We start from the raw sequence: 13,393 nt of genomic DNA on the forward strand, positions 1-13,393 counted from the left end.
ACACTCTCTGTTGGCTGAATGGCCGTATTTTTTATGCTCGTGCTTCATCTAAAATCCTGTATAACCGGCTGGCTAGTACCCGGGCATCAAAAGCCTGATAGAACTCGTCACTGGAGCGATACACCTGTTGCGGGTGTTGCTGCCATTGTTGGTACATTGCATGTAGCTGCTGCTGATAGGCTGCCGGATCCCCGGTACTCACTTCATAGAGTTGTCCGGCATATCGTCGCAGAAAGCTCAGTGTTTCTCCCTCTGGCAGTTCGGCCAGTATTGGCCTACCACTGGCAACATAATCTATCGCCTTGGCAGCCAGGTGAGTATCTTTCTTACCGCGATCCGGCGGGCCATTTTGAATAAACAAGGCATCACACTGACTCAGCGCCCCTCTGACCTGCTCTTTATCTACCGGTCCAGTCATGACTACTGATTCAGTAAGGCCATAATCGTCGACCAGTCTGGAAAATCCCGGCTGGTAATGACCAATATTGATAAACCGAACTGGAAACGAAACCTTAGCCAGCTGGCTCAAAATCCCTTTTGCCGAGCGACGGAAGCTATCCCAGGTTCCGCAGTAACCGAGAGTAAACGACGCATGTTTTTCGGAAGCATGATCAAGAGTAAAATCATAACTATGAGGTATCCAGACAACCTTGTCTTTCCCGGCCAGACGTTGATAGGCGATCCAGTCTGATTGCGAGGTGACAACCAGCCTGGTTGCCTGCCTCAATGCAGACTTTTCCCAGCGCGATATGCATCCTTTGGCAAAATAACTGGCACGCGACCAGCCATCTCGAAAATCCAGCACCAGTGGCAAGTCGAACCATCGCGACAGATAGTAACCAACCATTGCACTGCTAAACGGCGGACAACTCACCATAATGACATCTGGCCGATTAGATATAATTTGCCGGCAGCATTGCAATAAGCTCGGAATGATCCAGCCCCAGCGCATATCCTGCTCCCGACGCCATAACCACTCAATGTTCCATGAAGCCACGGCCTGGTTAGTAATCAGAGTGTCATGCTGCCAACAGTTCTGCTTTTCCCTTTTCCCATATCGTAGTGTGTCTTGCTCTCTCACCAGCTGGATCTCACAACCCGCCCGGGCGAGATATTGAGCAAAACACAAGCTTCGATTTGCACTGGCATGCAAATGCGGTGGCGAGAAATAGCTCAGATACAGGATTTTCATCCTCGGCAACCTTGGACTAACCCAATGTCACAAACCTGACAGACCGTTTTCATTCTACGGCTCACGCAATGGAAACTGTTATCAGTATAGTGATATTAGGCTTATGCCAATGACTTGTAGCGAGCCATTCTCTGAAATTAGACGTTTACCACAAGCTGCCTGATACCGTGAAATACACTTCGTCTTTACCCAGATTGCTATCAAGTCCATGGGCATAACCCAGCGTCATCGGCAATGTCAGGTTGTAGCCTAGCTCAACCTCAATCGTAATTTGCGCGCCGACACCGGTTAGCTGCTTGTGATCGTCCCCGGAATCCCAGGCAGCCCCAGAATCGACAAAAACCGAGCCTGACACATCACCGACACCCACCGGATACAACGACCAGTTACGCTCAATTCGTCCAAGCCAGGTTTCCAGCTCCAACCTTTGAGTCGCATAGCGTTGACCTCGCTGGACGGAATCATCGTACCCCCGCAATGCTTGCGTATCGCGGCCAAACAGGCGGGATTCCTCGAATAAGTCTTTCCCGCCAAGACGGAAACGCTTGGCATCATCGTCAGCATAGCCGCCCCCCAACCTTGCCGTCAGGGTCGTTCTTCCCGGCAGGTCCCAGGTTCCCTTCCATTGGGCCTGATACTTCTGACCATCATAGTCGCTGTCAAACAAGGCGTTAGTTTCAGCCACCACATCCAGGTAATGCCCCCAGCCGATACCCGGAACATTGAGGTATGCTTCGCGGTTATCAAATGTTACTGCCAGCCCCGCCAGCGTTTCGTTGGTTTCCCTGAACGCAATCATGCTGGCAAAGTCAGGTTGGGATACAAGGCTCTCTTTATCAAGCACCCCGCCGGCATGCAGGCTGAGCTGATCTTCAAAAGCCGTTACGATGTGATTACGTTGCAACACAAAATAGTCATCACGGGTAATCCGGTAGTCACTGCGGCCCTCAAAGGTCATCTTGTCGTAATCATGACTACTGCTTAATACGGCCATCCAGCGGTTGTCATACTGATACACAAGATTGGCATCAACCAGCTCGTTATCGAAATCCCATGTTGCCGCCAGCTGGTAGTTATGGCGTCCCAGGGCATCTGAGCCAAAGGTCAGTGCGCCAATCTGGGTTCTGGCGTCATCTATGTATACAAGCGGCAACCAATTATGTGGTCTGAGTGTTGACCATGGGCTATAGGCTTCAGGCTCGCCCTTTTCGACCACCTGCTCAACGACCGGCGGGTAGTCATAGCGGCCCTGCAGAGTTTCAATAGGCTGAGTCGAGAGTACGCGAGGGGTCGGCAAATAACGCAACTGGTATCCTTCTGTCTCATAGGCCTGATAAACCAGCCCGGTGCCAGGCTGCCAGACAGGCCGTAGCGCACCGCCGAGCTCACGCGTCCACTGTTCAACTTCACCACGGCTTTGATCAAGCACATAAACATCAAACACACCTTCATAATCGGCGCTATACAGAATACGGCCATCAGGGAGATAGCTCGGACTGCTTTCAGCCGCTTTGGTATCTGTTATCGGTTGCCATGTCTTGCTATCAAGGCTCAGCATCTCTAGGTTCCAGCCTTGCCGAGGTCGTTTCACCGCCGCCACCAGATCATTGCCTGTCGGCGAGATGTCGAAAGTCCCTAGCACCGTTTCCGAATCACCGCGCCAAATACGAACTGGCGCCTGGGCCTGATCAATAGACTGGGCATCCACCAACCACAGTTCGCTGACACCCGCTACCTTACGACTGGCGATAAGCTGTTTGCCATCAGGCATCCAGCGTACATGACGAAAACGCTGGCGCTCGGTCAGTTGCTGCCACTGGCCATCACGATATAGGAACAAATCGTTGTAGCTTCTGCCATCGGCATAATGAACAAGACGTGAAGCAGCCAGCCCAGACTGAGGATGCGATGACATTGCGGTAATATCCTTGCTGGCCGTTAACGATGTCCACTCACCATTTTCCGGATCAAGCGTTGCTATCTCCGGACGGTCCTCCCCATTGTTGTGATTGACCAGCAGGCCGCTTTGGCTATGTGCCACCACCTGAAGATACGGCGTTGGCTGCAGCTCCTTACCTGTTTCTTTACCAACTTCTTTACCAGACACGGAATGCTGCTTTAGCTGGGCCAGTTGAGGGGCAAACTCCTTCTCCAGGTAGGCCTGAAAATCTAGCCATAACGCGTTAAAGTCTTTGCCAAATGACTGTCTGGCCGTGCGGTTGAGCAAGAAATACGGGATGATCCGGCGACTATAGCCTGTCAGAAAGGCCTGAACCTTCTGTTCGCCATAAGTCTCTGACAGGTATTGAATAAAGTAAGCACCATAAAGATATTGGTATCCCAGCGGCCACTCTCTGTTAGCCACCGCAACCTGTTCCAAATCTTTAAGTTCACCGCTGGCCACCTCCATACGCATCTTCATGGCATATTGGCTGCTCTGAAGCCGTCCGTATCCCAGCTCCTCATTGGTTTCCAGATACACTGCCAGGCCTTCAAGCAACAAAGAAGGGGTTAAGGCATGGGGAAAGAAAAAAGCCTGGCGGCCAAATACATCCTGCAGCACTTTAGGAACCCCGGTGGCTAGCTCCATGTGCATAATGTGGGCGTATTCATGACGGATCAGCAAATGAAGCCAATCATCACTGGTGGCCAGATCACCGCCGTCCTCTGGTGGGCTCATAAACAGGCGGATCTGGGCGAAAGGTAACGGGGTGGCCCAGCCATTCGAAAAATCAAAATCATCAACCAGTACAATTTCAGTTCTGGCTTGCGGTGCAGACTGAAAAAACGGCAGTTGCTCCCGGCGTACCCGCTCGGCAATATCGAGTACCCTGGCGGCACTTTGTTCATGACCCTCAACAAAATGCACCGAAAAATGCGCAGATTGCTGGCTTAACCACTCTTTTCCTGCTTCATCCCACCCGACGGGGGCCGCTGCTGCAGTCGTCGATAGGCTCGCGCTAACCATTATCCCTAATAGCGTGCGTTTCAATATTTTCCCTAACATCTTCTTCAACCTTGATTATTATTTCGGCACACTACCAACTGTCTGGCGTAAATAAGTACCCTTTGCTTCTGACGGTAATGATTTTCCTTGGGAACGACGGCGTATCACCAAGCTTTTTGCGCAATGTCACGACCTTGTTATCAATAGTACGATCTATACCATCGTAATCTATGCCCCGGATAGTCTTGACCAAAAACTCGCGAGATAGCACCTCATCCGATCGCGAGGCCAACAACCACAGCAAGTCAAACTCAGATCCGGTCAATGCCACCATCTCGGTTCCCAACATACAACATTTGCGTGCATTGTTTAGCTTCAGAGATCCACAAACAAGCTGATCATTACAAATGTCAACTTTCTTTCGCCCCGTTGCGCTTTTCTCTGGTTTATCAAGCCGCTTACAGCGCATAAGAGCCCGGATCCGAGCCAGCAGCACCCGGAGTGAAACTGGCTTTTGAATAAAATCATCCGCGCCAATTTCCAGGGCTGCCACATGTTCGATGTCATCTTCAAAAGGGGTTAACAACAAAATTTTACTCGATACATGCGGCCTGATCTGACGACAAAGCCCCAAACTGTCACATCCGGGGTTGGCAAGACCAATAATAACGATCTCGGGTTGCAAAGCTTTGACCAACTCGGCTGCCGATGGCTCGGTCGAAAGAACCACTTCGTACCCGTGCTGAGTGAAGTAGCTTTCTTGCTGGGTTCTAAAGCTAAAGTCATCTTCCACTAATACTATTTTCATCATTCGATCTTACATCTAGCATTAATTGTACAACGTTCAATATTGACGCATATCTTACTTAAAATCATTAAGTTGTAAATCTTAAGAGCAAAAAACAGTTAAGTAGACGCATGCTACCATGGCATTTTTAATCATTGACCGTATGATAACCACCTGAACAGGACGTAACAAAATTGCAACAGAGGAACGCAAAATGAACTTTGATAAATCGGCTAACAACACAGCCCCCTATCTAGTGCTAGCTGCTTTGTCAGCCGTATTTATGGGCACTATCGGTACCATTGCCGTTTATGCGAACCTCAGCTCAGAAACAGTGACCTTCTTTCGTCTCTTTCTCGGCGGACTCATCATGCTGGGCTATTTAGCGATTGATAAAAAACTCGCGCTCCTTAACTGCTGGCCTTCCTGGCAAGTCATAATCAACGGTGGCTTACTTGCCGGCTTCATCGTTTTTTACATTCAGGCCATGAGCTATACCAGCATGGCCAATGCTATCATGACGATTTACCTGGCTCCCGTCGTCGCTTCGGTCTCGGCCCATTTTTTGTTTTCAGAAAAGTTAAATATGCAGTCTGTTGGTCTGATCCTGCTTGCCTTATTGGGCTTTGCCATGATGATGGAATTTAAGCTTGAGTTCGGGACAGGCTCGCAAGATGCACTCGGTATGCTGTACGCCGTTCTTGCAATGGTGTGTTATAGCGGCTTTATCTTGATCAATCGCTCTATTCCGCCGCACGTTCATGTCTTTACCCGCAGCTGGTATCAACTGATGGTCGGTGCCGCCTGCATATTGCCGTTTATGCTGGCGCAAGATGAATCGATAGCACTGACTCAGTGGGCCTGGCTGGCAATAGCGGGGCTGATCCCCGGCTTCCTGGCCATCCTGTTTGCCGTCATCGCTCTTCGAGAACTACCTTCAGCCACTTTCGGCACCCTGTCTTATCTCGAGCCCATTGCTGTCGTTTCGCTGGCCTGGCTGCTCTTCGGCCAAGCTCTCAGCCCACTCCAACTGGCAGGTTGTATGGTAATCATGGCCTCTGGCGTTATGCAGGCTATCGCGATACAAAAGCCACAATCAAAACCAATCGAAGCAAGTTAAAGTATTTAATGAATTTCGACCGTAGGGCGAACCCTAACTCAACGCATACAAAAAAGCCTCGTCATTTCTGACGAGGCTTCAGTGTAGTGGCGGAGCGGACGGGGGCTCGATGGTCCGGCATTCCGGCGGGGACGCCTAGTTGCGCGAAAAAATGCGCAGCATTTTCGGGAGCGTTAAACGAAAAAAGCCTGACGCTTTCGCATCAGGCTTAAATCAGTGGCGGAGCGGACGGGACTCGAACCCGCGACCCCCGGCGTGACAGGCCGGTATTCTAACCAACTGAACTACCGCTCCAATTCTGTACGAAACCCGACTATTGCCCAGTTTCTAGAATGTGGCGGAGAGATAGGGATTTGAACCCTAGATACGCTACAAACGTATGCCGGTTTTCAAGACCGGTGCTTTCAACCACTCAGCCATCTCTCCGTAAGTGCGGCGAATAATACGGGCCATCGCCAAGCTTGTAAAGCGTTATTTTAAACATTTCAAACAATCGCTTAAAGCTTAAACTATCACACCCAACCCCGCTCTTAATACCACCAATACAACGCGTTACTCCTCTTCGCTAAAGCGATACTTCAACCTCAAGGCAAAGCCGTCGACATCGTTGGCATCAATAAAGTACCGGGTCACACCCAGGCCAACAGTCCAGTTATCATTGATCTCATAACCAAGCTCTAATCCCAGGTACGGATCGATACCATCGTCACTGCTGCTGATAGTATTTCCTTGATAGAAGCTATCAAAGTCCACCTCCCAGTACATGCCTCCGGCACTCACATTCAGATAGACTGACTCTGACTGCCAGAGCGAGTAACGCACATCAAGCCCGATTCCGCTTGCCAGCACAGGGGAGAACTTTGCCACACTTTGGTGGTACTCCTCCGGCGTAGCCGTATTATTGCGGATCGTGGCACTGCCCTGCCCCTGATCGATATAACGTGCTGTCAGCGCCCAGTCCGAGTCGAACTCATATCCGACGCCAACGGTCCAGTAGAAATCAGTATCATCACTGTCAACAACAGTTCCCGCTTCAAGCCCGGAACGTTCATGGGCATTGCTCATCCCCAGATCGGATTCGACAAACCAGCTGGCCTGACTGTTAAAACTCAGCAACGCCAACAGCATCAACCATCCACGCTTGCCAACGCGTCGAGTGAGACCAAACAGCGCCAGCAAGGCCAGAGTCAGCCCGCCAAGGCTACCGCCCGCTTCATTTTCAACGGTTACTGACTGGGTCAGTTTTGTTGTGACTTTCACCAAGCCCGTATCCTCCAAGCCATTCGAGTCGCGGATCACATAGGTGATGGTGTCCACACCTTCAAATCCGACTTTCGGTGTGTACGCCAAGGTCTGATCGCTGTTAATCGATACAACCCCGTTTTGTGCCACCGCGGAAACAATAGTCAATGTGTCAGCATCCGGATCACTGTCATTACTCAGTACCCGAATAACCAAGGATGTCCGATCATCAGTTTCCACTTCATCATCCACCGCCACCGGTGTCTGGCTGTTTACGACTTTCACCGTGACATCCGCAAAGTCAGTTCCGCCATTATTATCCGTCACGCTGTAGTTAATCGTCGCCACGCCATAGAACTGATCCTTAGCGGTATAACTCAGCCAGTTATTGACCACAGCTACAGAGCCGAAGTCCGCCGTGGCATTGGCAATGGTCAGCGCATGGCCATCGGCATCACTGTCATTAGCCAGAGCATCAATCATAATATGACCATTGCGGCTGACGGAGACGGTATCTCCCTGTGCTTTCGGTATAGTATTACTAGTCACTTTCGCGGCAACACCACCCGGGTCCACCACGTTGCCATTTGCGATACCGTCATCATCGTTCGGGCCACCATCCTGAATGGTTAGCTGAACACACCAGTGACCTTCTGTCAGTCCCTGCGTCCAGCTGACATCCCCCGGAGGAGGACAGTAACCAGCTTCACCTTGTGTCGAGGCCAGTGAGTTATCGGCACCTTCCACAAAGTCGACCCAACCCAAACCATCCTTGTACTTACGGTATACAGCATTGGCCGGGATCGGACGACGCTGTGGGAAGACCACGCGATAGCTCTGTCCCACTTGCGGCAGGCCTGTCGCGACGAAGTCGAAGATCCCGCCAATATTATCCGCAGTGTCGTCCTCACCCAACTGAGTGGTCACCTCGGTATCAAGCAATTGGGTCCCACCGGTTTCATTGCCAGCGACTGTCACCCCTTTGCGCAGGCAGACACCCGGATCGCCTTCGACCAGATAACTCGACGGATCAGAGACCGCTTCCTGGATCACGTTACAGTCACTGATCGCATCCTGGTAATCCGGAATACCATCGTTATCACTATCGTTATGACCTTCCTGGTTATCCGGGATCAAATCACCATCACTGTCTGCATCACCAAGTACCGCCAGAGCTGCTACGACCTCAAGGTAGACATCTTCTTTCACTGACAACGGACCGCTATCCGTCACCGTCAGCTGCAAATGATAAATCGCAGAGCTCAATTCTGATGGCGAGAAGCTCAAGGTAGATCCCTGCGTCTGACCCGCAATGACTGCAGCCAGCTTGTCATCAGCGGCTACCCAGGCATAGGTATGGGTATCTCCGACATTCGGATCTGCTACCGTAGCGGTAACCGTCACTGCCTGATCGCTGTTTTCCACCTTGCTACGTTGCTCATCACCCTGCTTGACGGTTACGCTCACTTTCGGCGCGACATTCTGCTCATAGATGCTCAGCGTATACTGGTTCTTACTGCCCAGATTCAAGGACGAATCCAGTGCGATAGTAAGAGTTTCTACGCCTTCAGATACTTCATCAGACTTCACGTCAAAAGTGATCTCCCCGACGGTACCTTCAGTGATCACCACCTCGCCATCCACCAAATCATGATCAGCGCTATCACTGGTGCCGGACACCGTGTATGGAATCGTCACCGGATACGACGGAGCCGGACCATTAAGGTAGACTTTCACCGTATGCGAAGTACCTTCCGTGGTTTCCCCATCTTTTTCGATGCTCACCAACGGATGAACCGTTACCGTCTGACTCGCTTCGGCCACATTGCCTTGTGAGTCTTCCGTCTGCCAGTACACGGTATTCACGCCAGGGCGGAAGAAGGTCGTGTTATCGACCAGAGAAACAGGCAGTGGTTTACCCGTGCTGTCAAAGGCGACCGCCGTTCCCAGATCCACCTTGGTCGACAAGGCGGTTGCATTTACCTCCACATCATCCGGTGCGGTGATCGTCGGTGCTTCCAGTTTGTCGCTCTTAATGGTCACTGTGGCTTTAGCCATTGCTTTGCCGCCATTACCATCAACAACCCCGTACTGCACCGTTACCGTACCGCTTTGCGTGGTGGCCAGCAGGATCTTATTATCCTGAAGACTGGCCTGCCCCGAAGTGGGTTTCACCCAGTCCAGCTGCACTGTATCTTCATCCACATCGGTATCATTGGTAAGAACATCCAACGTATAGGAAGCCTGATCATTGGCAGTCAGCACAAAAGTATCATCCACCGCAACCGGGTCGTCGTTCACAGCAGCAATATTCAACGTCACGCTATAAGTGACTGACGACGCCTGGCCATCGCTCACCCGATATTCAAAAACATCGCTACCGTTGTAGTTTGTGGCAGGGGTATAGGTCCAGCCGTTCGTGGTTGCCACCAACGAACCATGAGCTGGCGAAGAAATTACATTTCGTGTCAGGTTGTTACTATCCACATCAGACAACGCAGGTGAAATGTCAGCGCTGGTATCCTCGTCAAAATTGATAACCAAAGACTCACCCACCGGCGCATCATTGACGTTTTTCACTGTCAGATTAAAGGCAGGTAATGAGTCACTTGCCGCCCCGTCTGAGACCGAAATCACAATCCCGCTGGTCGTGCCGACATGACTGTTATCAGGGGTACCACTCAACGCCCCCGTCGCTTCATCGAAACTAGCCCAAGTCGGCTTGTTGGTGATGCTAAACGTCAGCGACGTACTATCAACATCCGTCACCTGCGGTTTGTAATAATAGGCACTATCTTCATTAACCTCCGTGGCCGGATTGCCGCTGATCACCGGAGCATCATTGACATTATTGACTGTCAAACTGAAGCCCGGTAGTGAGGCGGTTTCCGTGCCGTCCGATACCGAAATCACAATATTATTGGTGATCCCGACATCAGCATTGCCCGGCGTGCCGCTCAAGGTTCCGGTAGCCTCATCAAAGCTGGCCCAACTTGGCTTATTGGCAATACTAAAGCTCAGTGTATCCGTCGTGTCATTATCATGACCAACAGGGGCAAAAAGATAAGCCGTATCTTCATCAACCGAAGTGTCTGGGGTACCACTGATCGTCGGTGCGTCATTGACCCCGGCTATCGTTATCGTCACTGTCGCAGGTACCGAGTCCAGTTCACCGTCATTGGCCTTGTAGGTAAAGCTGTCCTGACCGAAGAAGTTAGCATCCGCTTGATACGTCACTTCATTGCCACTCAACAGAGCACTGCCATTTTCCGGTGGCGTCACCAATTGATATGTCAGTGACGAGTTTTCCACATCACTGCCCGTCAGAGTCATGGTCAGGGCTTTGTCTTCATCTCCGCCTACCGACAGACTCTGTACACTTGGCGCGTCATTGACCGGATTAACCGTCAGAGACACTTCAACTGGCTCGGAGTCAAGCTCGCCGTCATTGACCTTGAACTTGAAGCTATCTGCACCGTTAAAGTGTGTATTCGGTGTATAGCGCCAGCTATTTTCACTCAACTGCTCAAGCTCACCATTGCTGGTGCTTTCAGTAATGCTGTACACCAGGGCATCGTCTTCAATGTCTGTCCCGCTCAGAGTGAGTGTCAGTGTGGTGTCTTCATCCAGCGTTTGAGACTGAGGCGTAGCAACCGGTGCATCGTTGACCGGCGTGACGGTCATGGTCACCGTCGCTTCATTGGACACCGCACCAGCGGCATCCTTCACGGTATAGGTGAAGGTATCATCGCCGAAGTAGTTGGCATTAGCGGTATAGACAATCGCCCCGGTCGATGTAACCTCAACTTGGCCGTTGGCCGGTGACTGGACAACCGTCACACTGGTCAGATCGAAGCGATCGTTGGTATCAACATCAGTGTCATTACCCAGCACGTTAACCTCGAAAGAGCCCTCTTCCTGCAACTCAGCGGTATTACCTACCGCTACCGGCGCATCATTGACCGGAGTCAGGATAACCGTCACGGTCGCAGGCTCAGACTGCAAGCCTTCACTATCAGTCAGGGTATAGGTAAAGCTGAATGTACCGTTCTCGTTTGCACGCGGCGTGATCGCCAGACTGCCATCATCCTGAATGGTAACTTCCGCTTTGGCATAATTACCCGCACCATCGCCCTGATCTTCCAGAGTGATATTCGCTTTGGTGAAGCTCTGATCTTCGATATCCGAATCGTTGGTCAGGATCGCCAGCGTCGCCGCCACGTCCTCGTCCGTGGTCACGCTGTCATTTCCGGCGATCGGCCGGTCGTTCACCGCCCCAATATTCACCGTCACCGTGGCCGGCTCAGAGACCCCGCCTTCGCTATCAGTAATGGTGTAGGTGAAGGTATCGGTGCCGACTTCGTTGAGATCAGGGGTGTACACCAGAGTACCTGCAGCCTGGTCGATGGTGACGCTACCGATAGTCGGTTCGGTAGCCAACGTAATATCACCGGTAGGTTTGCCGTCTTCGACATCACTGGCTGCATCCCGCACCACCAGGGCTTCTGTGGCAGTATCCTCATTCACCGTGGTGCTCAGGTTCCCCGCGGCCGGCAGATCGTTTACTGCGGTGATGGTCACCGTGACCGTCGCTTCTGATGAGGTATTGAGCAAGGCATCTTTCACCGTATAGGTGAAGCTGTCCTGCCCGTTGGCATTGGTATTTGGTGTATAGGTGGCAATTCCATTGGTAATTGTCACGCTACCTTTGCCTGGTTGGCTCACCACTGCGGCAGAAGATGCCACCATATCGTTTTCCGGATCATAATCATTATCCAGCAGCTTGATAATGACGGCGACATCCTCATTGGTGGTTGCCGTGTCGTTGACAGTAACAGGGGCATCAGCCACCGCATTCATCGCCAAATTCACGCTGCGGGTTTCAGATCTTGCACTGGATGCATCAACAACCTGGAAAGTAAAGCTGTCACTGTGGTTTTCGCTGCCGTCATGCTGGTAGCTGAAGCTGCCATCTTCACTGAGGTTCAACTGACCATATTGAGGGCCTGTGACAACGGATACCGTTAGGGTATCACCACTGTCCGTATCGTCATCCGCCGCATTGCTGAGCAGACCATTTGCAGTAACTACCGTCAAGGTAGCTGCTTCATCCAGAGTAAAGCTAAAGTTTTGCCCAACCGGAGCATCATTGGTATTGACGACTTCGATGTTGAAACTGTCCAGCGTAACCTCATCCGTCCCGTCAGAGACTTTGATTTGAACATTGCTGTAAGTACCAACCGCAGCATCATCCGGTGTACCGGTCAACGCACCGGTCGAGGTATCAAACTCCGCCCAGTCCGGTTTATTCTCAATACTATAGGTATGTGTATCGCCCTGATCCGGATCGGTCAGGGTCGGGGTAAAGCTATAGGCGGCATCTTCATTGACTGTTGTTGCTGGCGTACCGGATAACTGCGGTGCGACATTATATTTCTTCACGACTGTCGCAGAAATGCTCGCGGCAGCATTGCCCGCTTCATCCGAGACCACCACCGACAACGTCAGGGTACCTTCGGCCAGCGAGCTTACATCGAACCCGGTCACCTGCTCACTCACAGCATCAACAGCAACCGGCGAAGCACCAGACACGCTGTTGGTACCATCACTGATTTGATAAGTAAATGAACCTGCACTTTCAAGACCTGATACGGTAAAGCTGAGCGCTGCCTCGTTATCCCGGTTAATCAGCGCCTGATCGATGACCACACTGTGACCGCTCGGCGCCTGCGTATCCACCGTCAGTGACAGCTGGGTGGCCGCGGTATTGCCGTTGCCCGCCGCGTCGGTGAAGCTATCGGCATTGATGTCCAGCGTCGCCGTGGCTTCCGAGTCAGCCGTCGGGGTGAAGAGTACGCTGTACTGGGTCGCGCTGGTTGACACGAAGTTCGACAGCTCGCCGCCCGTTACGCTGATATCGCCAATGTTGAAGTCGCTGCTCGCCTCGCTCAGAACAATACTGATGGTGGCTGTCTCGCCCACTTTTAGCTGCGTGTCCGAGGCGCTGAAGGTGGTGACCGTCGGCCTGGTTTTATCCAGCGTGGCCGTATCCGTCACCGCCGTCGCCGCATTGCCCGCGCTGTCGGTCACTGTCACCGACAGCGT

At 51.8% G+C, this 13,393-nt stretch carries 5 protein-coding genes and 2 tRNA genes; 1 reads left to right on the top strand and 6 read right to left on the bottom strand.

Features of this window, described 5'->3' with window-relative positions; genetic code table 11:
• Window positions 1-31: 31 nt before the first annotated feature.
• The 3 genes from EIZ48_RS26170 to EIZ48_RS26180 all read right to left on the bottom strand — a co-directional run bounded on the left by EIZ48_RS26170 (window position 32) and on the right by EIZ48_RS26180 (window position 4,950).
• On the bottom strand, window positions 32-1,192 hold the full coding sequence (locus EIZ48_RS26170; RefSeq protein WP_075762845.1) for a glycosyltransferase: 1,161 nt from the start codon (window positions 1,190-1,192) through the stop codon (window positions 32-34).
• A 145-nt stretch (window positions 1,193-1,337) separates the two neighbouring features.
• Window positions 1,338-4,199, bottom strand: a complete 2,862-nt coding sequence (locus EIZ48_RS26175; RefSeq protein WP_160658142.1) for a PD40 domain-containing protein — start codon at window positions 4,197-4,199, stop codon at window positions 1,338-1,340.
• Window positions 4,200-4,230: 31 nt separating this feature from the next.
• Window positions 4,231-4,950: a winged helix-turn-helix domain-containing protein gene (locus EIZ48_RS26180; protein WP_160658144.1), complete on the bottom strand. Its 720-nt coding sequence runs from the start codon at window positions 4,948-4,950 to the stop codon at window positions 4,231-4,233.
• A 190-nt stretch (window positions 4,951-5,140) separates the two neighbouring features.
• Here EIZ48_RS26180 and EIZ48_RS26185 point away from each other — a divergent pair, with 190 nt between their 5' ends.
• Window positions 5,141-6,046 carry a DMT family transporter gene (locus EIZ48_RS26185; RefSeq protein WP_160658146.1) on the top strand — a complete coding sequence of 302 codons (906 nt, stop codon included), beginning with the start codon at window positions 5,141-5,143 and terminating at the stop codon, window positions 6,044-6,046.
• A 217-nt stretch (window positions 6,047-6,263) separates the two neighbouring features.
• Here EIZ48_RS26185 and EIZ48_RS26190 read toward each other — a convergent pair.
• The 3 genes from EIZ48_RS26190 to EIZ48_RS26200 all read right to left on the bottom strand — a co-directional run bounded on the left by EIZ48_RS26190 (window position 6,264) and on the right by EIZ48_RS26200 (window position 13,378).
• Window positions 6,264-6,340: transfer RNA gene (locus EIZ48_RS26190), tRNA-Asp, on the bottom strand.
• Window positions 6,341-6,381: 41 nt separating this feature from the next.
• Window positions 6,382-6,472, bottom strand: a tRNA-Ser gene (locus tag EIZ48_RS26195).
• Between the two features lie 126 nt (window positions 6,473-6,598).
• Complete coding sequence (locus tag EIZ48_RS26200) at window positions 6,599-13,378, bottom strand: Ig-like domain-containing protein (protein WP_205298616.1); 6,780 nt, start codon at window positions 13,376-13,378, stop codon at window positions 6,599-6,601.
• Between the last annotated feature and the right edge of the window lie 15 nt (window positions 13,379-13,393).

The sequence above is a fragment of the Photobacterium alginatilyticum genome (genome assembly GCF_009910675.1).
In the GTDB taxonomy this organism is placed as follows: Bacteria; Pseudomonadota; Gammaproteobacteria; order Enterobacterales; family Vibrionaceae; genus Photobacterium; species Photobacterium alginatilyticum.

Excerpts from the sequence above, each read along its gene's own strand:
- EIZ48_RS26175 (WP_160658142.1), bottom strand. The coding sequence starts at position 4,199 with ATGTTAGGGAAAATATTGAAACGCACGCTATTAGGGATAATGGTTAGC.
- EIZ48_RS26185 (WP_160658146.1), top strand. The coding sequence starts at position 5,141 with ATGAACTTTGATAAATCGGCTAACAACACAGCCCCCTATCTAGTGCTA.
- EIZ48_RS26170 (WP_075762845.1), bottom strand. The coding sequence starts at position 1,192 with ATGAAAATCCTGTATCTGAGCTATTTCTCGCCACCGCATTTGCATGCC.
- EIZ48_RS26180 (WP_160658144.1), bottom strand. The coding sequence starts at position 4,950 with ATGATGAAAATAGTATTAGTGGAAGATGACTTTAGCTTTAGAACCCAG.